28 protein-coding genes are annotated in these 25,203 nt (G+C 51.5%); 16 read left to right on the top strand and 12 right to left on the bottom strand.

Annotated features, from left to right (window positions below; all coding sequences use genetic code 11):
* Nucleotides 1–129: 129 nt before the first annotated feature.
* Nucleotides 130–261, bottom strand: coding sequence for a hypothetical protein (locus tag P3X23_RS02480; RefSeq protein WP_255451698.1), 132 nt, complete (start codon nt 259–261; stop codon nt 130–132).
* Between the two features lie 63 nt (nt 262–324).
* On the opposite strand from P3X23_RS02480, the gene P3X23_RS02475 reads away from it, so the two are divergent.
* The gene (locus P3X23_RS02475; protein WP_300872823.1) at nt 325–501 is read left to right on the top strand and encodes a hypothetical protein; all 177 of its coding nucleotides are present in this window, start codon (nt 325–327) and stop codon (nt 499–501) included.
* Nucleotides 502–519: 18 nt separating this feature from the next.
* Here the strand turns inward: P3X23_RS02475 and P3X23_RS02470 are convergent, their stop codons facing one another.
* A complete protein-coding gene (locus P3X23_RS02470; protein ID WP_300872821.1) occupies nt 520–2,361 on the bottom strand; it encodes an HMA2 domain-containing protein in 1,842 nt (613 codons plus the stop codon).
* Nucleotides 2,362–2,769: 408 nt separating this feature from the next.
* Between P3X23_RS02470 and P3X23_RS02465 the strand changes: the two genes are divergently transcribed.
* Nucleotides 2,770–4,317, top strand: a complete 1,548-nt coding sequence (locus tag P3X23_RS02465) for a mechanosensitive ion channel family protein (protein WP_300872819.1) — start codon at nt 2,770–2,772, stop codon at nt 4,315–4,317.
* Between the two features lie 50 nt (nt 4,318–4,367).
* Entirely contained in the window at nt 4,368–4,736 is a 369-nt protein-coding gene (locus P3X23_RS02460; RefSeq protein WP_300872817.1) for a YccF domain-containing protein, read from the top strand.
* 55 nt (nt 4,737–4,791) lie between these two features.
* Here the strand turns inward: P3X23_RS02460 and psaX are convergent, their stop codons facing one another.
* The gene (gene psaX, locus P3X23_RS02455) at nt 4,792–4,902 is read right to left on the bottom strand and encodes a photosystem I protein PsaX (protein ID WP_081711791.1); all 111 of its coding nucleotides are present in this window, start codon (nt 4,900–4,902) and stop codon (nt 4,792–4,794) included.
* Between the two features lie 219 nt (nt 4,903–5,121).
* Between psaX and trxA the strand changes: the two genes are divergently transcribed.
* From trxA to P3X23_RS02440, 3 genes are read left to right on the top strand one after another with little or no spacing between them, the layout of a single operon-like run.
* Nucleotides 5,122–5,445, top strand: coding sequence for a thioredoxin (trxA, locus tag P3X23_RS02450; RefSeq protein ID WP_300872815.1), 324 nt, complete (start codon nt 5,122–5,124; stop codon nt 5,443–5,445).
* 21 nt (nt 5,446–5,466) lie between these two features.
* Nucleotides 5,467–5,688, top strand: a complete 222-nt coding sequence (gene thiS, locus P3X23_RS02445; protein ID WP_300872813.1) for a sulfur carrier protein ThiS — start codon at nt 5,467–5,469, stop codon at nt 5,686–5,688.
* Nucleotides 5,688–7,433, top strand: coding sequence for an ABC transporter substrate-binding protein (locus P3X23_RS02440; RefSeq protein ID WP_300872811.1), 1,746 nt, complete (start codon nt 5,688–5,690; stop codon nt 7,431–7,433). The genes thiS and P3X23_RS02440 overlap by 1 nt, the downstream gene beginning before the upstream one ends.
* Here P3X23_RS02440 and mazG read toward each other — a convergent pair.
* Complete coding sequence (gene mazG / locus P3X23_RS02435; protein ID WP_367186480.1) at nt 7,430–8,524, bottom strand: nucleoside triphosphate pyrophosphohydrolase; 1,095 nt, start codon at nt 8,522–8,524, stop codon at nt 7,430–7,432. The genes P3X23_RS02440 and mazG overlap by 4 nt on opposite strands.
* A gap of 154 nt (nt 8,525–8,678) precedes the next feature.
* Between mazG and hslO the strand changes: the two genes are divergently transcribed.
* Nucleotides 8,679–9,578 carry an Hsp33 family molecular chaperone HslO gene (gene hslO / locus P3X23_RS02430; RefSeq protein WP_300872809.1) on the top strand — a complete coding sequence of 300 codons (900 nt, stop codon included), beginning with the start codon at nt 8,679–8,681 and terminating at the stop codon, nt 9,576–9,578.
* Between the two features lie 25 nt (nt 9,579–9,603).
* Nucleotides 9,604–10,992 (top strand): 1-acyl-sn-glycerol-3-phosphate acyltransferase, encoded by a 1,389-nt coding sequence (locus P3X23_RS02425; RefSeq protein ID WP_300872807.1) that lies wholly within the window; start codon nt 9,604–9,606, stop codon nt 10,990–10,992.
* Nucleotides 10,993–10,996: 4 nt separating this feature from the next.
* On the opposite strand, the gene P3X23_RS02420 is transcribed toward P3X23_RS02425, so the two are convergent.
* The 6 genes from P3X23_RS02420 to P3X23_RS02395 form a co-directional block, all read right to left on the bottom strand.
* A complete protein-coding gene (locus P3X23_RS02420; RefSeq protein WP_300872805.1) occupies nt 10,997–11,683 on the bottom strand; it encodes a 1-acyl-sn-glycerol-3-phosphate acyltransferase in 687 nt (228 codons plus the stop codon).
* Between the two features lie 110 nt (nt 11,684–11,793).
* On the bottom strand, nt 11,794–12,360 hold the full coding sequence (locus P3X23_RS02415) for a DUF2808 domain-containing protein (RefSeq protein ID WP_300872803.1): 567 nt from the start codon (nt 12,358–12,360) through the stop codon (nt 11,794–11,796).
* Nucleotides 12,361–12,509: 149 nt separating this feature from the next.
* On the bottom strand, nt 12,510–12,791 hold the full coding sequence (locus P3X23_RS02410) for a hypothetical protein (protein ID WP_300872801.1): 282 nt from the start codon (nt 12,789–12,791) through the stop codon (nt 12,510–12,512).
* Between the two features lie 62 nt (nt 12,792–12,853).
* Nucleotides 12,854–13,639 carry an HAD family hydrolase gene (locus P3X23_RS02405; RefSeq protein WP_300872799.1) on the bottom strand — a complete coding sequence of 262 codons (786 nt, stop codon included), beginning with the start codon at nt 13,637–13,639 and terminating at the stop codon, nt 12,854–12,856.
* A 33-nt stretch (nt 13,640–13,672) separates the two neighbouring features.
* The gene (locus tag P3X23_RS02400) at nt 13,673–14,371 is read right to left on the bottom strand and encodes an FxLYD domain-containing protein (protein WP_300872797.1); all 699 of its coding nucleotides are present in this window, start codon (nt 14,369–14,371) and stop codon (nt 13,673–13,675) included.
* A 105-nt stretch (nt 14,372–14,476) separates the two neighbouring features.
* On the bottom strand, nt 14,477–15,928 hold the full coding sequence (locus P3X23_RS02395; RefSeq protein ID WP_300872795.1) for an ATP-dependent DNA helicase RecQ: 1,452 nt from the start codon (nt 15,926–15,928) through the stop codon (nt 14,477–14,479).
* A 185-nt stretch (nt 15,929–16,113) separates the two neighbouring features.
* Between P3X23_RS02395 and P3X23_RS02390 the strand changes: the two genes are divergently transcribed.
* Entirely contained in the window at nt 16,114–16,593 is a 480-nt protein-coding gene (locus P3X23_RS02390; protein WP_300872793.1) for a hypothetical protein, read from the top strand.
* A gap of 382 nt (nt 16,594–16,975) precedes the next feature.
* Nucleotides 16,976–17,506: an NYN domain-containing protein gene (locus P3X23_RS02385; RefSeq protein WP_300872791.1), complete on the top strand. Its 531-nt coding sequence runs from the start codon at nt 16,976–16,978 to the stop codon at nt 17,504–17,506.
* Between the two features lie 57 nt (nt 17,507–17,563).
* Here the strand turns inward: P3X23_RS02385 and petD are convergent, their stop codons facing one another.
* Nucleotides 17,564–18,049, bottom strand: a complete 486-nt coding sequence (gene petD / locus P3X23_RS02380) for a cytochrome b6-f complex subunit IV (RefSeq protein WP_300872789.1) — start codon at nt 18,047–18,049, stop codon at nt 17,564–17,566.
* Between the two features lie 105 nt (nt 18,050–18,154).
* Nucleotides 18,155–18,802 carry a cytochrome b6 gene (gene petB, locus P3X23_RS02375; RefSeq protein WP_300872787.1) on the bottom strand — a complete coding sequence of 216 codons (648 nt, stop codon included), beginning with the start codon at nt 18,800–18,802 and terminating at the stop codon, nt 18,155–18,157.
* Nucleotides 18,803–19,102: 300 nt separating this feature from the next.
* Between petB and P3X23_RS02370 the strand changes: the two genes are divergently transcribed.
* From P3X23_RS02370 to dnaJ, 6 genes are all read left to right on the top strand, one after another.
* Nucleotides 19,103–19,441, top strand: coding sequence for a hypothetical protein (locus tag P3X23_RS02370; protein ID WP_300872785.1), 339 nt, complete (start codon nt 19,103–19,105; stop codon nt 19,439–19,441).
* A 164-nt stretch (nt 19,442–19,605) separates the two neighbouring features.
* A complete protein-coding gene (locus tag P3X23_RS02365; protein WP_300872783.1) occupies nt 19,606–20,892 on the top strand; it encodes an ABC transporter substrate-binding protein in 1,287 nt (428 codons plus the stop codon).
* Nucleotides 20,893–20,894: 2 nt separating this feature from the next.
* Nucleotides 20,895–21,386 carry a YajQ family cyclic di-GMP-binding protein gene (locus tag P3X23_RS02360; RefSeq protein ID WP_300872781.1) on the top strand — a complete coding sequence of 164 codons (492 nt, stop codon included), beginning with the start codon at nt 20,895–20,897 and terminating at the stop codon, nt 21,384–21,386.
* Between the two features lie 13 nt (nt 21,387–21,399).
* Nucleotides 21,400–21,939, top strand: coding sequence for a DUF2854 domain-containing protein (locus P3X23_RS02355; RefSeq protein WP_300872779.1), 540 nt, complete (start codon nt 21,400–21,402; stop codon nt 21,937–21,939).
* A gap of 168 nt (nt 21,940–22,107) precedes the next feature.
* Nucleotides 22,108–24,063 carry a molecular chaperone DnaK gene (dnaK, locus tag P3X23_RS02350; protein WP_300872777.1) on the top strand — a complete coding sequence of 652 codons (1,956 nt, stop codon included), beginning with the start codon at nt 22,108–22,110 and terminating at the stop codon, nt 24,061–24,063.
* Between the two features lie 17 nt (nt 24,064–24,080).
* Complete coding sequence (gene dnaJ, locus P3X23_RS02345) at nt 24,081–25,202, top strand: molecular chaperone DnaJ (protein WP_300872775.1); 1,122 nt, start codon at nt 24,081–24,083, stop codon at nt 25,200–25,202.
* Nucleotide 25,203: the final 1 nt, after the last annotated feature.

Genomic DNA, 25,203 nt, shown 5'->3' with positions numbered 1-25,203 from the left:
TGACCTAACCCGCTGAAGGGTGTTGAATTGGTTTGAGTTGTTAAAAACTTGAAGTGCAGTAACAGTGACTAACACGCTCAACACTTCTGATCGACCCAGTTCACACAGGGGTGAACACTTGCAGGCCGATCAGCTCATACTCGGTCCTTCGCAATTATCCACAACCGAGAGTGCAGGGATGGCTGCCCGCCGCTGGCGCAACCCCATTTCGAGATACCAAGTGGTGATGTTGGGATAGCCCATCAACGTCAATTGTTTCACTGTTGACAAGTCCCATGCCCTTACATTACGAGATTACTATAACACTTCATTACCGAATTTGCCGTGCCCGTTGCCTATTATGCCTTTGCTGCTTGTTTCAGCGTCTTCCTCATTCTCTACCTTTTGCGGGGAATCGGTTGGCTGACAATGCTGCCGGGGGGAATTTTCTTGATCCTCGCCATTGCCAGTTGGTTTACAGGGCTTTGGTCGGTTTTCACATTCTTGAAACAGCGTTACTAGCCCCTTGATACTCTTGCTCTATGAAGCCACCGCCAGTTGGGGGGATCCTAAGGACAGCAGTGGCAGGGGTACAGTTGTTGACGCGGTTGGCAATAGGGCGGTGCGAAACTGGGGGGAGCTACCATGCCAAAACTCAGCCATAAAGGCAGTGGCATTGTTGGTCAGGACATTGACCACAGGATGTAGGCCAAAAAACATACCACCAAAGGTGACGGCCAAATTTGGCAGAGAAATCAAGGCTACATTTTGATAGGTGCGCTCTAGGGCATCGCGGGCAATGGCGATTCCACGGCCAAGGGCGAACCAGTCCCCATCCAAAAGAATGACCATTTTGGCATTGGGGGCAAAGGTGGAGGGCTGCCAACGAATTGGTAACCATGTGGGTTCAGGACAGGAGCACGTTTCACCAAAGCTCATCCAGCCCACTCGCCGCTGGTTAGCCATGAGGTAGGCCTGAAGATCAGCAAGGCGATCGCTGGTGAGATCCGTCGTGCCCTCAATAGACATGCCTTGATCTTGCAGCAGATAGATGTGAAGGCCAAGCTGTCGCAATTGCTGGATCAATAGTTGTGCCTGTTGGCGCTGGGGCAGACCCTCACGACCGTCAATTACCAAGCTGTCTATTTGCGCTAGGTGCTCTAACGTCCCAGCAGTGGGTAAATATACCCCCTGTTGCACAGCAAAGACCTGTGCCGAGAGCATTACCGTCCGCAGCGACAGTTGCACACCACTGCCAAAGTCAAATTGTAGGGGGGCGATCGCCGGCTCGTAGGCACCGGTAGCTAGCCAGAGAACACCACTAAGGGCAAGGGTTGGCAGCACTGCTTGGCGGGCAAATTCCCCCTGTTGGTGGGCAAGGGCACTGTCATAGACCGGTTCAGTGTGCAGCAAATCCGTAATTAAACCAAGGCGCGTTTGCCAACCAGTGCGCCTCACGAGCAGTTGAACTTGTCCTGTGAGAATTTGAGAGCCGGCATAGAGGGAATCGCTGGGGCGGCAGACCCTTACCTGTCGGGAGGCTTCAAAATGCGCAGGCTCCACTTCCGCTAACCCGGCAACAATGCCACCATCTGCAGGCACAACATCCCCCGGCTGCAACCACAGCAAATCTCCTGCTTGCAACTCCTGACTTTCGATCGTGAAGGAGTGGCCTTGACGTTCCACCGTCAGGTGTTCATAGTGCGCCATTAAGACACTGGGATAGACGTGCAACTGCTGTCGTCGCCGGCGATCGCGCACATCTGCCCGTGCCCCAACCAGAGTGGTTTTCAATGCAGGCGCTAAGACTTGGCCATTGACAGTATGCAGTGCCATCCAGAGGCTATCGAGCAAATCCACATTGGGGGGATGCCCCTGACTCATCTGCTGTCCCACCCGCCGAAACCAAGGCCAAGCACTGGCCAAGACCGCTGCCCCGACAACCGCGAAGGGCAATTCCAAGGGCACACTGAGGAGTGAGACCCCCAAAGCCACCAAGGGCAGGCCCAAGCGTTCCCAATCGGTTTCAAGGCGAGCATCGGCCTCTACTTGGGCTTCGTAGTCTTCAAGGGCGATCGCGTCCGCAGGAGCCGCACTCTCGGGCAAGGGCTGCGGCATGGCCACCCTCGCTTGTTCAAAACACTGATTCAACTGCTCATAGACCACCGCTTCATCCAACAAATGGGGTTGATACTGCACCACCACTGTTGCCGCCTGAGGGTTAAGACGCACCCGCTCAACAATCGCCAAAGACTCCAGTAACTGCACCAATAACTCCCCATAGGCGGGATCTCGCTGCACACGCGGCACGCGAAAGCGAACCCGTCCTGTTGTGGTATGAACAATTTGCTGTGCCATGGCAACCTGACAAATTAAAGTCATAACGACTATGCTTTGGGAGGCAACATTATCTAGAGGACTCCACCATGCTATCCAAGTGTGCAGGGCAACGTGTTCCCCTAGCAACTTTTCGCGCCCGTGAAAGCAATCAATGGGTCAACGTGACCACCCACTCAACTCCGGCTATATTGATGGCAAATACATCGGGGGTTCCGAGGCACTAGCGGAATACCTAGCTACCCATTGTTAAGGATTTTCACTAATCCAGCGGCAGGCAAGGATTTCACCCAAAATGGAGAATGAACTGCCTGCCCTCTGCAGATGATGACTAAACCACACTTTTGGATACGCTTTTTCCTAGGCTTGTTGTTGTCTTTTTTACTGGTTGTCGGGCAAGCGCAGTTGCCTTTAATTGCTCAAGAAGTTGAGACGACCGCAGCTGCAACTGAGATGACGGAATATCCAGTCACACTTGATGGTGAAGTCCTGTTTGAGGTACGCCAAGGTATTGGCTCTTTTACAGCAGAGGAGCGAGCAGCAGCGATTCAACGCCGTATTCTCCAAGTGGCAGAGGATGAGGACATTCCCGTTAACAGCATTACAATTAAAAGAGTTGGCAATCGCGACAATGTTACCGTTGTTCAAGGGAACCGTCCTCTAATCACCATTACAAAAGCGGATGCAGATGGTCGCCTCCAAAGTCAAGAAGAGGTGGCGATTGAACTGACCCAACGTATTCGCGAAGCCATTACCCGTTATCGCCAAGATCGTGTTCCTCAAAATCTTCTCAAAAATACTGTTTTCGCCATTCTGACCACGATTCTCATCTTTATCCTCTGCTCGGTTATCCTTCGCATCTCAGGCAAGGTTTTCCCACCGCTGCATCGCTGGGGTGCAGAGCGTATTCCGGGCTTGCGCTTGCAAAATTTTGAGATTATTTCTCGGGAAATGGTTGAGCTTTGGCTATGGCGGGTTTTGCAATTTGCCCGTCTGGCACTACTGTTGTTTATCCTCTATCTGTACTTGACGTTCGTTTTCAATCTTTTTCCATGGACGCGCACGTTTGGTAAAAATTTCCTCAATCACTTCCTTGGTTCTATTGAATTTATTCTCACCAGTATTGGCAACTATCTGCCCAATGTGGTGGCGATCGCCATCATTGTTGCCATGACCTACTACATCTCAAAGGGGGTGCGGGCTATTTTTAGCGCAATCGAAAGCGAACGCCTTGTTATTCCCGGTTTTTATACCGACTGGGCAAATCCCACCTACAATCTACTGCAAATTTTAATCATTGCCTTGGCGGCAGTCGTTGTCTTTCCTTACTTACCCGGCTTTGACTCCCCAGCCTTCCGAGGTATTTCTGTATTTTTAGGGATTCTCTTTTCCTTAGGCTCCACTTCAGCGATCGCCAACGTGGTCGGCGGTGTAATCCTGATTTATACCCGCTCTTTTCAGGTGGGTGATCTAATTCAAATCGGCGATGTTACGGGGATTGTGGTACAAAAAACACTCTTTGTCACCCGCATTTGTACCTTTAATCATCAAGTGATTACAGTGCCCAACTCTTCACTCCTCAACAGCACGGTGATCAATTACGCTGTCGCTATTCGGGAAATGGGTCAGCCATTGATTCTCCAAACTACGGTTACCCTTGGCTACGATGTCCCTTGGCGCGATGTTTATGCGGTCATGATTGAGGCGGGTCGCCGCACCACCAACATCCTCGATGAGCCTCCCCCCTTTGTATTACAAACTGCCCTTAATGATTACCATATTGCCTACGAACTCAATGTCTACACCCGTAACTGGAAGGAGCTGCGCTATACCATTTCTGAATTACATCAAAATCTTCAAGATACTTGCAATGAAGCGGGTATTGAAATCATGTCACCAACCTACTTGGCGCTGCGGGATGGCAACACCAGCACAATTCCTAGGAACTACTTGGGAGATGACTATCTACCGCCCGGATTGCGCATTACCCTACCGAAATAGCACCGGATCCTGGTTAGCCTAGGTTTAGGCAATCTTTGGAGCGACACAGCATGAGTCTTCTTGGTAATATCATTTGGCTGATTTTTGGGGGCTTCCTGACAGGTGTGGGCTATATCATTGGCGGCCTAACACTCTGCCTCACGATCATTGGCATTCCCTTTGGGATTAAAGCCATGCAACTCGGTTGGAGTACCCTCTTTCCCTTTGGCAAGCAAATTGTTGAAGTGCCCAATGCCAACAGCCCTCTAACAATGATCTTTAATATTCTTTGGCTTTTGGTGGTAGGCTGGGGAATTGCCCTTAACCATTTGATTTGGGGTTTGATCTTGGCAATTACAATTATTGGTTTACCCTTTGCCCGTCAGCACTTTAAGCTAATGATTTTGGGGTTGCTGCCCTTTGGCCGCCGGTTAGAGTGATGTTTAGGGGGCAGGGGCTGGCAGCCCCCTAAGTTAACTGCACTATAGCTAAAAATTACTTGAGGATGCCAAAGTAGTAAGCAGCAACTAAGAAGTTAATGGCCAGTAGCAGGACTGCCCAAAAGGTACGGAACGCATAGGTGGGTTTTGCGGATTTTGTTGCCATAGTCAACATCCTTTTGCTGGACAAGGGCACCCCTATTATACGCTACGGCGATCGCCTTCTACGAATAGGTGTAACAACATGATATACTACAGTCATCTCGGGCAAGGCGGGAAGCCTTGAGCCTGAACCAATTAAAAAACAATTCGTCGCTTCCAAAGGGGCGAAAGATTGCTAGAGTATATTTCTAGGGCCGCTGATTCGTTATAGGAATTTTGGCTTATGTCGAGTGCATTGTCTGTTACCGATGCCACCTTTGAAGAAGAAGTATTAAATAGTGATATTCCTGTATTGGTGGATTTCTGGGCACCCTGGTGTGGGCCGTGCCGCATGGTGGCGCCCGTTGTGGATGAGATCGCCAATGAATATCAAGGCAGAGTTAAGGTCGTCAAGGTCAACACCGACGAAAACTCCAAGGTGGCGACCGACTTCGGCATTCGCAGCATCCCGACACTGATGATTTTCAAGGGTGGCCAAAAGGTGGATATTTTAGTGGGTGCCGTGCCAAAAACAAAAATTGAAGCCACGCTTCAGCAGTTTCTCTAGGGTGAATTTGCCACTGCTGCTATGGTTCCTGTTGAGTCAGCGATCGTCATCTATGTCAATGGCACTCCTCACACCTTGAGGCGATCGCTCACAATTCCTGAACTTTGTGATCTCCTCAACATCCATCCCCGCCTTGTTGCCATTGAATACAATGGTGAAATTTTACATCGGCAGTTCTGGGAAACTACCTCTGTGCAGGCGGGCGATCGCTTGGAAATTGTAACCATTGTCGGTGGTGGCTAATGCGCTGGTGGCGATGGCCGCTGATTGCGCTGCTGGTTTTGTTCTGCATCCTCAGCCTTGGAAACTGTGCTGGCCTGATGAGGCCGCGCAGTAACCAGTTGGTTACCGCTGTCACCTCAGACCCGAAAACCTTTAACTATGCCCTGAGTCAGGAATCTCCCAATGTCTTTGGTTACCTCTACACAGGGCTAGTTCAAGAAAATGGCCTCACGGGTGAACTGGAGCCTGCCCTAGCTGAGTCTTGGGAAGTTAAGCCAGAAACCCGCGAAATTATCTTTCAACTCAAGCCAAATCTAAAGTGGTCAGACGGGGCGCCCCTCACCAGTGAAGACGTGGTCTTCACCTACAACCAGATTTATTTCAATCCAGAAATTCCCACGAGTAGTCGTGATATTCTCCGCATTGGCCAGAAAGGGCTGCTGCCTGAAGTTACTGCTCAAGGCGATCGCCAAGTAACATTTAAGCTACCAGAACCCTTTGCACCGTTTCTACGCAATACTGGATTGCCCATTTTGCCTGCTCATGTTTTGCGAGAAGCTGTGCAGCAGCGGGATAGCCAAGGACGGTTAAAGTTTTTGTCAATGTGGGGCACAGACACAGACCCTCGGCAAATTGTCGGCAACGGTCCTTTTGTTATGGATCGCTATGTGAATAGCCAGCGGCTGATTTTTCGGCGCAATCCTTTCTACTGGCGATCGCCCCTGCCCCACCTTGAACGCTTTATTTGGCAAATTGTTGAATCCACCGACACCGCCATGCTGCAATTTCGCTCAGGGGGTTTGGATTTATTTGCCGTCACCCCTGAGATGTTTTCCCTGCTAAAGCAAGAAGAGAAGCGGGGCCAGTTTAGGATCTACAACAGTGGTCCGAGTGCCAACACCCTTTTTTTGTGCTTCAATCTGAATCGCGGTCGCCGCAATGGCAAGCCCCTAGTGGATCCGCTAAAGTCCGAGTGGTTTAACGATGTGCGGTTTCGTCGGGCAGTGGCCTATGCCCTCGATCGCCAGCGGATGATCAACAATATCTACCAAGGTCTAGGGGCTCCCCAACATTCCACTATTCCAGTCCAAAGCCCCTTTTACTTCTCCCCAGAGCAGGGGCTGCCCACCTACAGTTACGACGTAGCCAAAGCTAAGGCATTACTGCAAGAGGCAGGTTTCCGCTACGACAATCAAGGACGCCTCTTTGACGCTCAAGGGAATCGTGTCCGTTTTTCCCTGATAACTAATGCGGGCAACAAAATCCGTGAGGCGATTGCGACGCAAATTCAGCAGGACTTAGGGGCGATCGGCATGCAGGTGGATTTGCAGTTTTTGGCCTTTGGCACGCTTGTGGATCGCCTCTCCAACTCCCTAGAATGGGAAGCCCATATTCTTGGTTTTACAGGCGGTGGCAATGAACCCAACAGCGGTGCCAATATCTGGCGGGTGGATGGCCTGTTGCATACGTTCAATCAGCAACCGTCACCGAATCAACCGCCGCTTACGGGTCGGGTTGTTGCTGACTGGGAGCAGCGAATTAGTGATCTTTACATCCAAGGGGCTCAAGAGTTGGACTTAGAACGGCGCAAGCAAATCTACGCCGAAGCGCAACAACTTGCTCAGGAATATCTCCCCTTTATCTACTTGGTCAATCCCCTCTCCCTAACCGCCTTTCGCAATCATGTGGTGGGGGCCAATCCTACGGCGCTGGGGGGTGCCCTGTGGAACCTCGATGAACTTAAAGTGCAAATGGCAGCAGATTAGACTTCTTCAGACTCCGTTGGAAGTTCAGTCGGCTTGTTTTCTGTGGCCAACTGTACTTTGGCCTGTTGCCAGAGGGCTTCGAGTTCCTCTAGGGTGTAGGTTTCAAGGGGGCGATCAATGGCCGCTTCAATGCACTCCAAGCGCTGAATAAAGCGTTGGTAGGTCTGCTGTAGGGCATTGACAGGATCCAGTTGGCACCAGCGGGCAAGGTTAATCACACTAAAGAGTAAATCCCCCAGTTCCGCAGTTTGTTGCTCTGCATTTCCCTGCAGGAGTGCTTCTTGAAACTCCGCTAGCTCCTCATAAAATTTCTCCCATGCACCACTAATGGTTGGCCAATCTAAACCAGCACGACTGGCTCGCTCACCAATTTTCATACCCGCCATTAGGGGTGGCAGGGTACGGGCATAGCGTTGCAGCTTTTGACTGAGCGGGACAGGTTCCTCGCTGCCTTTTTCAGCGGCTTTGATCTGTTCCCATTGGGCGCGCACCTCTTGAGGGGTGCTCAGGTTGACGTCGCCAAATACATGGGGATGACGGCGGATGAGTTTATCGGTAATTCCTTGAATGACCTGGGCAAGGGTAAACTGATCGGCTTCCTGGGCCAGTTGACTCTGGAGAACCACTTGCAGCAGCAGATCCCCCAACTCTTCAGCGATCGCTCCGGCTTTCCCCTCTTGCAGCGCATGTACCACTTCGTAGGCTTCCTCCAGAACGTAGGGAATGAGGGTAGTGGCCGTTTGCTGTAAATCCCAGGGACAGCCTCGCTCAGGATGGCGCAGTTCGCGCACTACATCAATTAAGCGCTGAAATTGCACCAGGGCTTCTGGCATAGGGGGTGGCACATAGAGCTGTAGCGGGCAGGTTGCCTCCGTCAGTTCTGCCAATTCCCCAAGGGTCAGGCTCGTACTGTGGTGTTCTGCGTCAATGAGTGTCAAGGGTGTCTCCAAAGGCCAGTGGTGGCGGAGGTGTTGTACCAAGCGATGGGCGATCGCCAGCGTCGGAATTGCTGTAATCAAGCCGCCCTGAGGTAAGTCTGTTGCCTCTGCCAAGACAGTTGCCGCTGACAAAACAGTTAGGGGCATAGCCATAGGAGAAATCACTAGACGCTGGATTAGGGTTGTTTGCTTATCATCGCCAATTTTCTGACGTGAATGCTAGGGGCTTCCCTGCTTTGTCTGCAATCCGCCGCCTTTAGAGGAAAGATTTAAACTAAGTGTAACGAAACGTTTCTTTAGGTTAATCATGGCAGATTTTCTGTTGCGAGCGACGGCTGCGGCCGAGGGTATCCGTGCCGTGGGTGTGATTACCACTCAACTAACTGAAGAAGCCCGCAAACGCCACCAACTCTCCTACGTTGCCACGGCTGCGTTGGGACGGACAATGGCCGCTGGCTTAATTCTCGCCTCTAGTTTCAAACAGCCCCAAGCACGCGTCAATGTGCGCATTCAAGGCAATGGTCCTTTAGGAACGGTTTTTGCTGATGCCGGCGCCGATGGCACGGTTCGCGGCTATGTACAGTATCCCAGTGTTGAACTTCCCCCCAATGCTAAGGGCAAACTCGATGTGGGGGCGGCGGTTGGCCACCAAGGCTATCTCTACGTCATCCATGATCTGGGCTACGGCTATCCCTACTCCAGCACCGTGGAACTGGTCTCTGGAGAAGTTGCAGAAGATGTCACCTACTACCTTGCTACCTCAGAGCAAACCCCCTCAGCTCTGATGTTGGGTGTTTTTGTGGAAGAGGCTGGAGTGACTGCCGCCGGAGGGCTCATGTTGCAGGTGCTGCCTAAAGCTGCCAATGATGAACACCTCATTGCGACTCTTGAAGAACGGGTGGCCAATCTCAAGGGCTTTACACCGCTGCTCCAGGCAGGGCGAACCCTGCCGGACATCTTTCAGGAACTGCTGGGGGATATGGATCTGCAAATTCTTCCCCAGCGGCAAATGGTGCGGTTCCACTGTGGCTGTTCCCAAGAACGGATGCTAGCGGCACTCAAGCTCCTAGGGGTGGCAGAATTAAAGGATATCCTAGCCACAGAGGCGAAGGCAGAAGCCACCTGTCAGTTCTGTAATACTGTCTATTGGGCGGATCAGCCGATGTTGGAGCAGTTGATTGCGGAGTTGGCCACTGCCTCAGTCTAGCCGTTGCATCTGAGGAGTTTGCGTCATGTCCAGTGTGGTTGCGACTGCCCAACCCCCTTTGCAGTTTCTACCTCAACGATTTAGCTATCCTGTTTGGTGGACAGTGGCGCAACTCCTGCCCTTTTATATCCGCTATGGCTTGGGTCTGAAGCGGGTTGAAGGGGTAAATGTGGAAACCCTTGCCCACTATTATGAGCAGTTTCAGCTAGGCAAGGTACGACTCCTCATTGCCTTTCGGCATCCCTGTACAGATGATCCTTTGGTGATGGGCTACTTGATGTGGCATCTACTGCCACAAACAGCACGGCGGTTGGGTCTTCGGCTGCGCCCCCCCACAACTGGTTATTTTCTTTACGATCGCGGGATTCCCCTCTGGGCAGGGAAGCAGATTGGCTGGCTCTTTTCACGGCTAGGGGGCATTTCAATCATGCGCGGTAAGCTCGACAGCCAAGCCCTGCGATCGGCACGAGAATTACTGCTGGAGGGACAATTTCCCCTAGCGGCAGCTCCAGAGGGGGCAACGAATGAACACAACGAACTAGTGGCCCCCTTAGAGCCGGGAGTGGCGCAATTGGGGTTTTGGTGTCTGGAAGATTTGGCCAAGGCCGGGCGATCGCTCCCTGTGGTCATTCTGCCGATTGGCCTTCAATACACCCTCATTCAGCCTTCGTGGGAGCGCATGGCAATGCTGATGGCACAACTGGAGAACCGCCTTGGTTGCCCTACCAATTCTCCCAGTGCCCAACCGCAGGAGCTCTACTGTCGCCTCCTGAACTTGGCGATGTACCTTTTAGATCGCTTAGAGACCTTTTATGCCACCTCCTATCGCCAAGCGTTTCCGGAACTGCCGCCCTTTGATTCTGCCAATGCAGAATTAGCGGCACGAATTCAGCGACTGCTCAATAGTGCTCTGTTGGTGGCGGAGTCCTATTTTGGTCTTAAACCCAGTGAAGACTTTGTCAGCCGCTGTCGGCGGATTGAGCAGGCAGCTTGGGAACGGATGTTTCGCAGTGATTTGGCACAACTGTCCTCCGTAGAACGCTGTTTAGCCAATTGGTTGGCCCAGGAAGCCAATGTGCGATTACGCCATATGCGTCTTGCGGAGCGTTTTACCTCAATTACCGGTAACTATGTCCGTGAGAAATTCACAATTAACCGTTTTGCGGATATTGCTCTAATTCTCTGGCGCACCTTTGATTGGCTAGAGGGAAAAACCCCGAATGTCAATCGCTTGGTGGGACTGCGGCAGGTGCGTGTCAGCGTTGGCGAACCCCTCAATTTGGAGAGCTACTGGTCTTTGTATCGTCGCGATCGCCAAGGGGCACGACAAGCCGTAAAGGAAGTCACTAATCAGATTCGCCAGCAATTTGAAGCGCTGATTGTCCCCACAGATTCTGAGGCGGAGTCCAGTTGAAGGTCTAAGTCAAACACAGGAGCGATCGCCCCTCTTGAAGCTGCTGCAGTGCCCCAAAAAGATCACCAATCAGTTGTTGAGCAGCGCTTTTCGGACAGATGAGATCGTAATTGCCCGTACTCAAGGGAGCACCAATGATCACCTTGACATCACTTCCCCACTGGGGATAGGGCTGAGCATAATCGAGTAAAATCGGCACAATCTGGATCGCTTCTTCACAGCGCCGGGCAGCCTGAAGGGCTAAACGCGCCAAACCTGGCTTTAGGGGATGAATCTGGCGATCGCGAAAAATATTTCCCTCAGGAAACACCACTAGAGCTTGCCCTCGTCGCAAAAGTTCAACGCCCGTGCGCAGCGCACTCACTGCAGGGGCTTGGGTATTTACCGCAAAGCCACCACAGTGACCAATGACCCAGCCTTGCAGTCCCAGCATCTCATCATGGGAAACCATATAGTACAAATCGCGGCCACTCACCCGCCGCCCAGTAACGTAGGGAATAATGAGGGCATCCCAACGGGAACGATGGGTCGGTGCCAAGATCACTGGACCACTTTTGGGCACCTGCTCTTGGCCGTGTACCTCAAGGTAACGAAAATACTGCTGGAGAACAATATCCCCCAGCAAACGGTACATCAATGGGGTAAGAAGCGGTGAAATGTGGGGCAACGGGGATTTAGCAGAATGTCGCATCAGGCGTGAAGAGTGAGCTGGCAATCACACATAAACCCTAGCCTAGGGCGATCGCCCCCGTCCTGCTAGGGATGGTTAACCAGTTAACCCATTGGCAAATGGAGTTGGGATTATCGGTTGGCAATACTGAGGATCCAAGTGCCAACGTAGCGCATCAAGGGAATGTCACCAGGGGAGCCAATGCGGGCATTGAAGAAGTACATTCCCCCATCCTTGGGGTTGTACACATTGTTAAGAACTACTTGCACAGGCGTTCCTGCAGGAATCACCTCAGCAGGGACAATGTCAATCACACGATTATCGCGATCAAGGGAGACTTGTGCCAGTTCAATTTTTTTGCCAAGCTCGCGGCGAAACTCGAAGAATCTATTTCCGTTGCTCCCACCAACACGGACTTCAATCCCCTTTGGATCAATAATGCCGTTGAAGTAGTCAGGGTAGGTGATGTTGATGCGGTTGATGGCCACTTTTTGCTGACCAAGGCGTAGCCAGTAGCGATCGCCCATAAAACCAGGCGTCCCATAGTCCAGGTGGTATTGTAACTCCTGTCGCCCACTAGAATCGTTCCCCCAGGTAAACGTAAACCCTTGATTTGATTGGGCACGCACAAGGGCAGGGGTCACAAGACCAAGGCTACACCCCAAGACCATAAGAGCCGACAGGAAACGTTTCACCATAGATAACCCTATTACGACACACCACAGTTGCCTAACCTTCAGACGGGGAGGACTCGCTAAACGTTCCCCTACGGATTAGTCTGCTTAGTATCCTAACGGCAAAAATGCACCATTGCAAAGAAAAATTAAACTTTATTGAGAGTTTACCCTTAATTGTTGGACTGCTGCACGAGTTGAGCAAAGAACCCACCCCGACTGGTGACATTGGAGGGGGCATCCTTATCGGCCATTTGCACCGCCACAATTTCTGAGGTAAGCACCGTTAACTTCTTGCCCACTTGGCGATCGCACGTCAGTTCGAGGACAGTCGGGGTGCCAGTGGCCATGGCCTGCTGAATTTGCTGATAGACTGCCGTTGCTGCCGCACTTTCCTTGCGCTCAATGCTGACGGGCATAGGGACGTGACGTAGAGTTAGATCAATTGTGTACATTGCGTTCTTTAATTACTTAGGCTAGGTTTGTATATTCACTGTAAAACGCTGTGGTCAGAATATTATCGGTGAGTGAACATGCTTGTCCACTGTTGGTGCAGCGATCGCAATAGGGGCACATCCACATAGGTTGCCCAGCCCACTTCCCCGCGAATTACTTGAAAGGGGTACTCGGGTTCCCCTAGGCAGTCCAAGACAAGTGCTGCATCGCGAAAATCATGCTCCTTGGTATAGTCGGTGATCGTGACAATGGTTACCAGACGACTGGCGGTAGCCGCCTGAATCCCATTGGCCGAATCCTCAAAGGCAAGACACTCCTGAGGCGAGAGGCGCATTTTTTCAAGGGTGTAGAAGTAAATATCGGGGGCGGGTTTCTTGGCTGGCACGACATCCCCGGCAGCAATCATCTCAAACCAGCTGACACCATCAGCAGCAAGGGCATTTTCAAGCAGTGCTGTGACATTGGCAGGGGTGGTCGTGGTAGCGATCGCCAAACGTAAGCCTACTTCACGGGCTTCGGTCAGCAATCGTTTCACCCCCGGTCGCAGAGGAATAGCTCCTTGCGCCAATAATTCTGTATAGTAGCGGGTCTTGGCCTTGTGCAAATCGGCAATCAGGGCATCCAAATTTTGGGGACGAGGCCAATCGGGGCGAAAACGATCAAGGTAATATTTCATCCGCTCTTTGCCCCCAGCCACCGCCAGTAGTTGGCCATAGAGGGGAACATCCCACTCCCAATCCAGACCCGCCGCCGCAAAGGCTTTATTGAAGGCAACGCGATGGCCATCCCGCTCCGTATCGGCTAGGGTACCATCCACATCAAAAATTAGGGCTTTAAGTTGAGCCATAGAGAGTTGTAATCAATCCCTCTTCGGGAAAAATTAACGGAATGACTGTAATTTTACCAGTCGTGCTCGCGCTGCTTGATCATTGGTGACTGGTTCACGGAAATGCCATGTTTCCTCAGGGCCAAGGCCATAGACCTGTACCGAGACGGCTCCGACCCGCTGCCCCCCTTTATCCAAAAGTTCAAAATCTGCCTGAATCATGCGAAACTGCTCTTCACTGTAGTTTTTGAGAACACCAACAATAAACGGTGCCCCACCCTCAATATGCCACTTGAAGTCCGCCATGGTTACGCCCTGTTGAGCAAGGCTACCCCCAATCAACTGCTGCATCCGTTGTTGTTGCTGCCACCGACCAAGATGGTAGCTAAAGATCACCAGTAAACTCACAACTCCAGCGGCGATCGCCACCACCCAAGGAGCCGAGGAAGCATATACAGGGGCAGCTAGGGCTGGGTTAGGGGGGCGCAGATCAATGACCTCTTCCCAATCAGGTTTAGGCGAACCTTGAATGCGGCCAATAATTTTAATGCGGGCAATGTCATCTAGGTGAAACTGTCCCAAGCGAGACTTGAGAAGATTCACTAAGGCAGAATAATGGGCAACAGTGCCGGGGGGTTTGTTCAAAACAATGTTTAATTGGTTGCGAAACTGATTGACTTGAACAACAACGGCGTGTTCTGAAAGCACATCCTGAAGTATTTCGCGAATTTGCTCAACTTGTAGTAGCCCCATGTCCGCAACCCCCATTGTGGAGCAATAGAATCGCCTTTGGGGAACGGTAGCGGTACCGCCCTATGTGCCAGTGTACACAAAGTTCTATGAAGCAAATCTATGGATTCACGGTGGTTGACAGGCCTTGGTCAGCGGCTCACAGCGATCACAATGGCCACACCGCCATTCGGCTGTCTCAGTAGGAAAACCAAAGGCTTGGAGGAGAAACTGCCAGCGGCATTCGCGGTGATAGAGAAACTGCTGCATTAGAGACTCTTGGGTATTTTGGGGTACAGGTGGAACTGATACTAAGGGTTGGCGACTATAGTGGAAGGGGTCTTGCCAGTGCAGTACGCCCTGTTGATGCAGTAATGCCAAGGTCAGTTCCACCTCAGGAAAGCGTTGTCGCAGCTGCTGAAGATTGCCATTGAGGGGTAAATGCGTCTGAAGTGCCATGGCGCGATTGTAGGTCTCTTCACTGTGGCGCTGAAAAAACTGCCAACGCTGTTGATCTTCGCGGTCCAAGCCCCAGCGATCGCTGACCAAAGCGAGTGCCCGTGCCGATTGACCATCTCGCCCAGCGCGTCCTACCTCTTGAAGGTATTCACTAAGTTGCAGGGGCGGTTGATAGTGGCAGATCCAACGCACATTGGGTTTATTGACACCCATGCCAAAGGCATTGGTACAGACCACAAAGGGGAGTTTGTCCTGCAGCCAATCCGTCTCAATTTGGCGTCGCTGTGCTGCTGGCAGTCCACCATGGTAAGCGGTGGTGCGGTACCCCTGCTCCTGTAGCCAACTGGCTAGGGTTTCACAGTCGCGGCGGGTACGGGCATAGATTAATCCTGAGGTTTTCCCTTGCTGCTTGAGAAATTGCCGGAGGCAATGGCGGCGATACCCCCGACTCCACACAGGACGTACGCTTAAATAGAGGTTGGCACGATAGGGGCTGTGAATGATCTGCACAGGCTGCTCTAGGCCTAAAACCTCAATGAGGATGCGTTGGGCATTGGGATCGGCAGTGGCCGTAAAGGCAGCGATCGCCAGCCGTGGGTGGTGGGGTTTAAATTGACGGAGGGCAGGTCGCACCGTTCCTAAGCGACGATAAACGGGTCGAAAGCGATCGCCCCACTGTACAAGGCAATGGGCTTCATCCACAATCAGGCCATTGAGGCACACCTGCGGCGAACAGAGGTGTTGCCAAAGGAGGCTAGAAAATAGCGACTCTGGAGAGAGATAGAGCAGACGGTAGTCCCTAAGATGTGAAAGAATCTGACGTCGTTGACTGCTGGGCAGTTCACTATGGTAGGCTGCGGCGGCAAGACCCCGTTGCCGCAATTCACCCACTTGATTTTCCATAAGGGCAAGCAGCGGCGAGATCACCAGCGTCAATCCCCCTTGAAGTAGTGCTGGTAACTGAAAACAGAGACTTTTGCCCGCTCCGGTGGGGAGGACAATTAAGGCATCCCGCCGTTGCAAGAGTGCTGTCATCACCTCAGCTTGGGGCGATCGCAACTCAGAATAGCCCCAGTATTGACGCATTGCAGCCTGTATGGCCGCTAAATGAGTATCGGACATTCACTGGCTCAAGCTGGGAACCAATTTTTGCAAATTTCAACTGTTGCCCAAAAAGCGGCACAGTCTTTTGAGGATAGCAAGAGGAGTCAATTTAGAATAATTTTAAGCAAGACACTCTATGATGCCTAGGGGCTTTTAGACCTGTCACTGTTGCCGAAGTGTAAAACGCTTATGGAGATCGACCTATGGGCATGAAATTTGTGCCGCTGGTATGCGTGGTAATGTTAGCAGCAGTGGTTGCTCCGGCAACTGCCCAAAACCGCCGCCAACCCATTGACCCCCAACAATTGCCTATAACTCAGCCTACCTTGCCCCAAGCTTTTGAACGCATTGATGGCAGTCAAAGGTACTGGCAGGATGAGTCGATTGCTGGCGATGCTTCCTTTGTGTTCGGTGCGCCCACCTATCGCAATAATGACATCATTCATCGGGCGCGGCGAATCAACTATCTTTCCACCGATGCGTGGTATCAGCAAAGTAATCAACCCCCCATCCGCACCCGCGATCTCGATAGTCCCTTCTGCACCTCGATGTATGGCACGCCCTTTCCCTGCAATTTGATGGTGGAGTCGCCCCTACCACCGCCACAGCAGCCCTTGTTGACCCCCACTCCTCCACCCCCCCCTACAGTCATGCCAGCTCCACCAGTACGTGCCCTGTATTGAAATTTGTGAGATAAAGTTAGCAGTTGGGGGCAGCGCCCCCTTTTTAAGGCTTGAACGGCCAATCGCCGCAAAACTCTAGCACCTGCTATGGAGTTCTATTAAAATAGATTGCAGTGATTAAATAATGAGTTAACAAATTTTTTCTTTTCTTAAAAGTGTTCCCATTGAACCATTAGGTCAGCATTATTTTGCTTATGATTTGCAATTGCTGTGCCTGTTATCTTTGACCTCTTTCTATCTTTATGGCCTTTGCAGTGGCTACTTCTTTACTGCCTTGAATGACTATAAACTTTGCTCTATAGAATCTATACAACCAGCAGACAATTCAAACCGCTATTCATTGTTGTCCCATTACACAAGTCATCTATAGGCTCTCCCTATTATGCTTCCCCATCAAGAACGACTCTCAATTTTCATCGATGGGAATAATATGTTCTATGCCCAGCAAAAAAATGGCTGGTTTTTCGATCCCCGTCGTGTTCTCGAATTCTTCACCCGCGATCCCAACATTGTATTGGTCAATGCCTTTTGGTACACCGGTCTTAAGGATAACCAAGATCAACGCTCGTTTCGCGATGCCTTGATCAACCTTGGTTATACTGTGCGCACGAAATTGTTGAAAGAATATTACGATGAAACCCTTGGCAAGTATTATCAAAAAGCCAATTTAGATATTGAAATCGTAATTGATATGTTTAACACGGTTGGCCAGTACGATCGCGTCGTTCTTTTTAGTGGCGATGGGGATTTTGAGCGGGCGATCGAGCTGTTGCGCTCCAAGAACACCCACATCACGGTTGTTTCCACCGAAGGAATGATTGCCCGTGAACTGCGCAATGCCACCGATCGCTACATTGATCTCAATGAGATTCGCCCCTTTATTGAAAAAATTGACCTGCAAAACACCAATTAAAAAGCGCACCCAGCGATCGCTAGATGCGCAAGCAAATGAGGTATTTCCTCTTTAGATCTAGAACAGGCCGAGGGTCAGGGACTTATCCAAGGGAAAAGTCGCACCAATCCCCAGCCACAGCGTCACCAATGTGCCAAAGAGGAAGACCGTCATGGCTACAGGACGACGGAAGGGATTTTGAAACTTGTTGACATTTTCAATGAAAGGAATTAGCATCAAGCCCAAGGGAATTGAGGCATTCATGAGGACGCCCAGTAGTTTGTTGGGCACTACCCGGAAAATCTGGAAGGTGGGATAGAGGTACCACTCTGGCAAAATTTCCAAAGGGGTAGCAAAGGGATCCGCTGGTTCACCGACCATGGCAGGATCCATCACCGCCAGACCAATCACAAGGGCGATCGTGCCCATAATTACCACGGGGAAGATATAGAGTAGGTCATTGGGCCAGGCGGGTTCGCCATAGTAGTTGTGACCCATGCCTTTTTTCAGTTTTGCCCGTAGCACTGGATTCGTTAAATCAGGCTTTTTCAAAACTTTTGCCATAAGTCAATCGTTCTCCTAGAGGTTCAGCAAGGGGGAGATTATTTGGAGCATAACAAGTGGCACCACTGAAAATAGCAGGCTCTGTTACATTTCTTGATGCTGAGCTTACAGGGGACCCGAAATGCCCTGTTTACGAATCATCAGGAAGTGCATCAGCATAAAGACGGCAATTGACCAAGGCAGCACAAAGGTGTGCAAGCTATAGAAGCGAGTGAGGGTTGCTTGGCCAACACTTTCACCACCACGCATGAGTTCCACCAGTTGATCACCCACCACGGGAATCGCCGCAGGGATACCGGAAACAATTTTGACCGCCCAATAACCCACTTGATCCCAAGGCAGGGAGTAGCCCGTGACACCAAAGCTGACGGTAATCACCGCCAAAACCACACCCGTCACCCAAGTGAGTTCGCGGGGTTTCTTGAAGCCACCCGTGAGATAGACCCGAAAGACGTGCAGAATCATCATCAGCACCATCATGCTGGCGGACCACTTGTGGATAGAGCGAATCAGCCAGCCAAAGTTGACCTCATTCATGATGTACTGCACAGAGGCAAAGGCTTCAGCCACGGTGGGTTTGTAGTAAAATGTCATGGCAAAACCCGTGGCAAATTGGATTAAAAAACAGGTGAGAGTGATACCACCCAGACAGTAAAAAATGTTTACATGGGGTGGAACATATTTGCTGGTAATGTCATCGGCGATCGCCTGAATTTCGAGGCGTTCCTCAAACCAGTCGTAAACTTTGCTCATAGGTAATGATTAGTCCTGCGAAACCGCTGCTTTACTTTGAAAAATGTAACATAAGCGCTCTCAGACTTTCCATATTTAGTTACAGTCCTTTTCCCATGGAGGTACTCCCTGAAAACTTGAAAACGCAGAGGTTGACCTCCCCTTGAGGTATCCCATACTTATAGACAAGGGCTGCACAGTCTGCGGTTGATTGGTGCCCCCCACCGTTCGATAATAAAGTCTCAACAGCCTCAGGATTGCCACTTGGGGCTGTAATCCTCACATTACCTTACTGACAACGACCGCTTGGGAGGCTTTTAGATGAATCTGTTGAAGAAACTCTTTGGTGCTATTTTCGGCCTGTTTGGGGCGATCGCGAAACTCTTTGGCCTGGGCAAAAAGGGCGAATTCTACATTGAATTAGATGAAGACAAGGCTGCCCCTGCTACACCGACAACCCCTACTAAAGCGGCGGAACCTGCTCCTCAACCCCCTCAGCCCGTTGCCGCAGCGCCCACGCCCATTGTTACAGCTGCAGCAGAACCCACGGCGACCCCTGTTACCCCCAGTGTTCCCTACACCCGTTTTGCCCGTCGTCGTCCGGGAGCCAATATGGCTGCATTCTTGAATATGGCGCGGCAAGTGCGTCCCTCTACCTAGGAAAATTCATCCCCAGAGGATCCAGAGGATTGAATGCAAAGGGGCTGTTGATGCCGGAGTGACGCATCTATGTCCCTTTTTTTGTCCAAGGTATCGTCTTTGGGCATTGCAAGATGTCCTTAGTTGCAGTAGCATTCTCTGGCAAATTGTGAGGGTAGATTACTATGGGTCGACCGTCATCGGGTGGATGGGCAGTTGCAAAAATTTTTGCAGGGTTACTTCTCCTCTGGAGCATTGGTGCCTGTGAGGCAGACACTACCACCACTGCCCCAACCAGTGAAGGACTGCGCATTGGCTCACTATTGCCCTCAACTGGTGACTTGGCCTCTGTGGGAACCCCCATTGCGGAAGTGGTGCCCCTGCTGGTGGAAACAGTAAATGCCTGTGGCGGTGTCAATGGCCAGCCTGTCACCCTCATTGCTGCCGACGATCAATCGAATCCTGCTGCTGGCGCTGAAGCCATGACCAAGTTAGTTGAGATAGACCGCGTCGCAGGGGTCGTTGGCTCCTTTGGCAGTAGTGTCTCCAATGCTGCCGCCGATATTGCCACCCGTGGTCGGGTGATGCTCATTTCCCCTGGCAGTACCAGTACCCTATTGACAGAACGTGCCAAGAAAGGGGACTTTGACGGCTATTGGGCGCGCACTGCTCCTCCCGATAACTACCAAGCCCAAGCCCTTGCCCAACTGGCCAAAGAACAAGGATATCAACGGGTGGCCACTGTGGTGATCAACAACGACTATGGCCGTAGCTTTGAGCAGGAATTTACCCGTGCCTTCAAAGCCTTGGGCGGGACAGTCATTAATGAGGATCGCCCCACCCGTTATGATGAGCGGGCAACGACCTTTACAACCGAAGCCGCAGCGGCCTTTGGCGGTAAACCCGATGCAGTGGTGGCCATTGTCTATCCCGAAACAGGCAGTCTCCTGCTAAAGTCCGCCTTTGAGCAAGGTCTCACCCAGAACGTGGCCATTCTCCTCACCGATGGTGTGAAGTCCGAAAGTTTTCCAGAGCAGGTGGGGCGTACCGCCGATGGCAAATACATTATTGCTGGCGCTAAGGGAACAGTCCCCGGTGCCAATGGCAACGCTCTGAGCCGCCTTCAGGAACTGTGGCGCACTCAAAAAGGCGGTGATCTCCCTGCCTTTGGCGCTCAGGCTTGGGACGCAGCCGCTCTATTGGTTCTAGCTGCACAGGCCGCAGGGCAGAATACTGGGGAAGGGATTCGCAGCAAAGTGCGCGACGTGGCCAATCCTCCTGGTGAAGAGGTGGACGATGTATGTACAGCCCTAGCCCTACTGCGAGAAGGGAAAGAAATCAACTACCAAGGGGCCAGTGGTAACGTGGATATAGATGAAAATGGTGACGTTGTTGGGGTCTATGATATTTGGCAGGTTACCGATGACGGTAAATTAAGGATCATTGGTCAAGTGAATCCCCAAAAATCCTAAACATGGCAAGCACGTTTTCTTTTGATATTGTGAGTGATTTCGACTGGCAGGAGCTGGTCAATGCAGTGGATCAAACGGAGCGAGAGATCAAAACCCGCTATGACCTCAAGGATACCCAAACCACCCTTGAATTGACCAAGGAAGGACTGACGATTCACACTGAGAGTGAATTTACCCTCAATTCAGTGCACACCATTTTGCAACAAAAGGCGGCAAAGCGGCAGTTATCTCTGAAAATTTTTGACTATGGACCTGTGGAGGCAGCAGGCGGTCAACGGGTCAAACAACTGATTAAATTGCGGCGCGGTATCAATTCAGAATTGGCCAAGGAAATTAGCAAACTCATCCGCAATGAATTTAAGAAGGTACAGGCCGCCATCCAAGGGGATGTGGTGCGCGTCAGTGCCAAGTCCAAGGATGATCTGCAAGCTGTGATCCAACGCCTGAAAACGGAGGATTACCCCGTGCCGTTACAATTTACAAATTACCGCTAAGGGGTGAAGGGTCATGTGGGGGTCTGTATCCCTAGGAACATTGGGGCTAATGGTCGGTTCACTGCTGACCGTGGTGGGGGTGGTGGCCTATGCAACAGGCAATGCCACGTTGAATCTGGCCGGATTTTTCTACGGCGTGCCCCTGCTCCTGGGAGGATTGGCCTTAAAGGCGGCAGAACTTAAGCCGGTACCCTATCGTGAAGCGCCAACTGCGGAGGCGATCGCCGGCCGTGCCCAAGCCACACCCGTTCAAACTCAAATCCGCAAGGATGTCAGCCGCTATCGCTATGGTCAAGCAGCACATCTGGATAGCACCTTGGCCAGTTTAGGCTTGAGTCCCTCGGATACCGAGCGTCCTGTCTTAGTGGCGATCGCCGAGACCTTAACGGATGGTGCTTATACATTAGTTCTAGAGTTTGACTCACCAGCAGTTCCCCTTGAGGTGTGGCAAGCCAAGCAAGCAAAGATGCGGACATTCTTTGGCCCCAATATTCGTGTGGCCGTGATGGATCAGGGAAATGACCGCGTGGCGGTGGCGCTCATTCGTGAGTAAGGTTGTGGTCAACCCTGTTCCAGTCAATTAAGATGATTGGTGAACAGTTTTTCCTCTGAAACCAGATGTTACGATAGCATCGTTGTTGCGGCATTCTAACCAAAGAGTCAGGCTTTTTACGGCCAGTCTGCTCTTAAAAACGCATCTTTGACATGAGCGATTAGGGCTATGGGTAAAGTCATCGGCATCGACCTTGGAACCACTAACAGTTGTGTGGCCGTCTTAGAAGGGGGCAATCCCGTCGTGATTCCCAGTGCCGAGGGTGGACGCACTACCCCCAGTATTGTTGCCTTCGGCAAATCGGGTGAACGGTTAGTGGGTCAATTGGCCAAACGGCAAGCTGTTACCAATGCCGAAAACACCATTTTTAGTATCAAGCGGTTTATTGGTCGCCGCTGGGAGGAAACAGCGCAAGAACGCGCCCGTGTGTCCTATACCTGTGTGCCGGGTCGTGATGGCATGGTGGATGTGCAAATTCGCGATCGCACCTATACCCCCCAAGAAATTTCCGCCATGATCCTACAAAAGCTCAAACAGGATGCTGAAGCCTATTTGGGGGAACCCGTCACCCAAGCGGTGATTACGGTACCTGCCTATTTTAGTGATGCCCAGCGCCAAGCCACCAAAGATGCAGGGGCGATCGCCGGCCTTGAGGTGTTACGCATTATTAACGAGCCAACCGCTGCCTCCTTAGCCTACGGCATTGATAAGCAGGATCAGGATCAAACGATTCTTGTCTTTGACTTGGGCGGTGGCACATTTGATGTCTCCATTCTCCAACTGGGCGATGGGGTTTTTGAGGTGCGCGCCACAGCAGGCAATAACCACCTAGGGGGCGATAACTTTGATGAGTGTATTCTCGATTGGCTCTTGGCCTGTTTTAAGGAGCAAGAGGGAATTGATCTTTCCAAGGACAAAATGGCACTGCAACGCCTGCGTGAAGCTGCCGAAAAAGCTAAAGTAGAGCTATCGGGCACCCTGAGCACCTCCATTAATTTGCCCTTTATTACTGCCGATGAAACAGGGCCAAAGCACCTTGAAATGGAACTCACCCGCAGTAGGTTTGAGGAACTTTCTGCCCATTTAGTGCAGGCCACCCTCGAACCCATGCAGCAGGCGATCGCGGATGCAGGTCTCACGGTTCAGGACATTGATCGGGTATTGCTTGTGGGTGGTTCCACCCGTATCCCCGCCATTCAAGAGTTGGTGAAGCAATTCTGTGGCAAAAATCCCGATCGTTCTGTCAATCCCGATGAAGCAGTCGCCATTGGTGCTGCAATTCAAGGCGGTATTTTAAGCAAGGAAACAACTGTTAAGGATCTGCTACTTTTAGACGTTACGCCCCTTTCCTTGGGTCTCGAAACCCTTGGCGGTGTCTTTACAAAAATTATTGAACGCAACACCACCCTCCCCACCAGCAAAACCCAGACTTTTTCCACTGCCACTGATGGCCAAACCGTGGTTGAAATTGCCGTCTATCAAGGGGAGCGTCCCATCGCCAAAGACAATAAACAACTGGCCTGCTTTGAACTCACAGGCATTGCCCCTGCCCCCCGAGGAGTACCGCAAATTGATGTTACATTTGATATTGACGCCAACGGTATCTTGAGTGTGTCTGCCGTTGATCGCGCCACTGGTCGGCAGCAAAGCGTGCGTATTACCAATCGCGGTGGCCTCAGCAGCATGGAAATTGAGCGCATGCGCCAAGAAGCCATGATCTATGCCCAAGCAGATCAAATCAAAAAAGAAATTGCCGAACTGCGCAACCAAGCCGATGCTTTGCTATACAGCTATGAATCAATGATCAAAAACAACAGCGTTACCTTAACTCCCGATCTGCGGGCACACATTGAGCCGGTCGTTCAGAGGATGCAGGCAGCGATGGTGGATGACAACATTACTCCCGATGAAATTCGCCAGCGGATGGAAGCCCTACAGCAGGCCTTAGGGATGTTGGGGAACTTAGTTTATCAACAAACCGCAGGTGGTTCAATGATGGCCTCCGGCCCAACAGTGGGGGCAGCCACAATCAGTTCCCAAGCGACTCAAGTTTTAGATAGTGACGCCACAATCATCAGCGATAATGAAGAAACAGTTGTTTCAGACTATGAAGCGGTTGATTAATTTAGGTAACGGTAGCTATGGCTCGTGATTTCTATGAGATCTTGGGTGTCTCACGGTCTGCGGATGCTGAGGAATTGAAACGAGCCTATCGGCGCTTGGCTCGCAAGTATCACCCCGATGTCAACAAAGAACCGGGCGCTGAAGAAAAATTCAAGGAAATCAACCGTGCCTATGAGGTGCTCTCCGATCCCCAAGCGCGGGCCAACTACGATCGCTTTGGCGAAGCCGGAGTCAGTGGTGTGGGAGCTACTGGCTTTAGTGATTTTGGTATTGGCGATATGGGTGGCTTCGCCGATATTTTTGAAACCTTCTTTGGCGGATTTACCACGAGTACTCGGCGACAGCAAGGACCAACCCGAGGTGAAGATCTCCGCTATGACCTAAAACTGGAGTTTCGCGAAGCGGTCTTTGGCGGTGAAAAAGAAATTCGCATTACCCATTTGGAAACCTGCAAGACCTGTCAAGGGACTGGGGCGAAGCCCGGCACACGACCTGTGATTTGTAGCACCTGTGGCGGCATCGGCCAAGTGCGGCGATCGGCACGAACCCCCTTTGGTAGTTTTACCCAACTAACCACCTGTCCCACCTGTGGTGGTTCTGGCGTCGTGATTGAAGATCGCTGTGAGTCCTGTGGCGGTCAAGGCCACATCCAAGTCAGTAAAAAGCTGAAGATCACGATTCCTGCCGGGGTGGACAACGGTACACGACTACGCGTCTCGGGAGAAGGGGACGCCGGTTTGCGGGGAGGTCCTCCTGGAGATCTCTACGTCTATCTTTTTGTTGAACCCGATCCGGAGTTTCAGCGCGAAGGCAACAACATCCGATCGCGGATTAAAATTAGCTACCTGCAAGCGATTCTTGGCTGTCGAATTCGGGTGAGCACGGTGGATGGAGAGGCAGAGCTAAAGATTCCCGCAGGCACTCAACCGGGTACAGTGTTAGTCCTAGAAGGGCGAGGTGTGCCCCGTGTGGGTAATCCTGTGGCGCGGGGCGATCACTTGATTACCGTTGATGTGGAAATTCCCACCCACATTACCCATGAGGAACGCGAACTGCTAGAGAAATTGGCGAAAATTCGTGGTGAGCGCATGGGCAAAGGCGGTTTAGAAGGCTTCCTCGGCAGCTTATTTGGTGGTTAGG

This window comes from Thermosynechococcus sp. Uc, from assembly GCF_029335995.1.
GTDB lineage: Bacteria > Cyanobacteriota > Cyanobacteriia > Thermosynechococcales > Thermosynechococcaceae > Thermosynechococcus.
This window is presented reverse-complemented; position numbering and strand designations above follow the sequence as displayed.

What these genes read in the sequence shown, in the direction of transcription:
- P3X23_RS02360 (WP_300872781.1), top strand. Translation starts at nt 20,895, where the DNA reads ATGGCAAGCACGTTTTCTTTTGATATTGTGAGTGATTTCGACTGGCAG.
- dnaK (WP_300872777.1), top strand. Translation starts at nt 22,108, where the DNA reads ATGGGTAAAGTCATCGGCATCGACCTTGGAACCACTAACAGTTGTGTG.
- P3X23_RS02395 (WP_300872795.1), bottom strand. Translation starts at nt 15,928, where the DNA reads ATGTCCGATACTCATTTAGCGGCCATACAGGCTGCAATGCGTCAATAC.
- hslO (WP_300872809.1), top strand. Translation starts at nt 8,679, where the DNA reads ATGGCAGATTTTCTGTTGCGAGCGACGGCTGCGGCCGAGGGTATCCGT.
- petD (WP_300872789.1), bottom strand. Translation starts at nt 18,049, where the DNA reads ATGGCAAAAGTTTTGAAAAAGCCTGATTTAACGAATCCAGTGCTACGG.
- P3X23_RS02465 (WP_300872819.1), top strand. Translation starts at nt 2,770, where the DNA reads ATGACGGAATATCCAGTCACACTTGATGGTGAAGTCCTGTTTGAGGTA.
- P3X23_RS02365 (WP_300872783.1), top strand. Translation starts at nt 19,606, where the DNA reads ATGGGTCGACCGTCATCGGGTGGATGGGCAGTTGCAAAAATTTTTGCA.
- P3X23_RS02400 (WP_300872797.1), bottom strand. Translation starts at nt 14,371, where the DNA reads ATGGGGCTACTACAAGTTGAGCAAATTCGCGAAATACTTCAGGATGTG.
- trxA (WP_300872815.1), top strand. Translation starts at nt 5,122, where the DNA reads ATGTCGAGTGCATTGTCTGTTACCGATGCCACCTTTGAAGAAGAAGTA.
- P3X23_RS02385 (WP_300872791.1), top strand. Translation starts at nt 16,976, where the DNA reads ATGCTTCCCCATCAAGAACGACTCTCAATTTTCATCGATGGGAATAAT.
- mazG (WP_367186480.1), bottom strand. Translation starts at nt 8,524, where the DNA reads ATGGCTATGCCCCTAACTGTTTTGTCAGCGGCAACTGTCTTGGCAGAG.
- P3X23_RS02420 (WP_300872805.1), bottom strand. Translation starts at nt 11,683, where the DNA reads ATGCGACATTCTGCTAAATCCCCGTTGCCCCACATTTCACCGCTTCTT.
- P3X23_RS02370 (WP_300872785.1), top strand. Translation starts at nt 19,103, where the DNA reads ATGAATCTGTTGAAGAAACTCTTTGGTGCTATTTTCGGCCTGTTTGGG.
- P3X23_RS02405 (WP_300872799.1), bottom strand. Translation starts at nt 13,639, where the DNA reads ATGGCTCAACTTAAAGCCCTAATTTTTGATGTGGATGGTACCCTAGCC.
- P3X23_RS02390 (WP_300872793.1), top strand. Translation starts at nt 16,114, where the DNA reads ATGGGCATGAAATTTGTGCCGCTGGTATGCGTGGTAATGTTAGCAGCA.
- P3X23_RS02410 (WP_300872801.1), bottom strand. Translation starts at nt 12,791, where the DNA reads ATGTACACAATTGATCTAACTCTACGTCACGTCCCTATGCCCGTCAGC.
- petB (WP_300872787.1), bottom strand. Translation starts at nt 18,802, where the DNA reads ATGAGCAAAGTTTACGACTGGTTTGAGGAACGCCTCGAAATTCAGGCG.
- P3X23_RS02425 (WP_300872807.1), top strand. Translation starts at nt 9,604, where the DNA reads ATGTCCAGTGTGGTTGCGACTGCCCAACCCCCTTTGCAGTTTCTACCT.
- dnaJ (WP_300872775.1), top strand. Translation starts at nt 24,081, where the DNA reads ATGGCTCGTGATTTCTATGAGATCTTGGGTGTCTCACGGTCTGCGGAT.
- thiS (WP_300872813.1), top strand. Translation starts at nt 5,467, where the DNA reads ATGGTTCCTGTTGAGTCAGCGATCGTCATCTATGTCAATGGCACTCCT.
- psaX (WP_081711791.1), bottom strand. Translation starts at nt 4,902, where the DNA reads ATGGCAACAAAATCCGCAAAACCCACCTATGCGTTCCGTACCTTTTGG.
- P3X23_RS02440 (WP_300872811.1), top strand. Translation starts at nt 5,688, where the DNA reads ATGCGCTGGTGGCGATGGCCGCTGATTGCGCTGCTGGTTTTGTTCTGC.
- P3X23_RS02470 (WP_300872821.1), bottom strand. Translation starts at nt 2,361, where the DNA reads ATGACTTTAATTTGTCAGGTTGCCATGGCACAGCAAATTGTTCATACC.
- P3X23_RS02460 (WP_300872817.1), top strand. Translation starts at nt 4,368, where the DNA reads ATGAGTCTTCTTGGTAATATCATTTGGCTGATTTTTGGGGGCTTCCTG.
- P3X23_RS02355 (WP_300872779.1), top strand. Translation starts at nt 21,400, where the DNA reads ATGTGGGGGTCTGTATCCCTAGGAACATTGGGGCTAATGGTCGGTTCA.
- P3X23_RS02415 (WP_300872803.1), bottom strand. Translation starts at nt 12,360, where the DNA reads ATGGTGAAACGTTTCCTGTCGGCTCTTATGGTCTTGGGGTGTAGCCTT.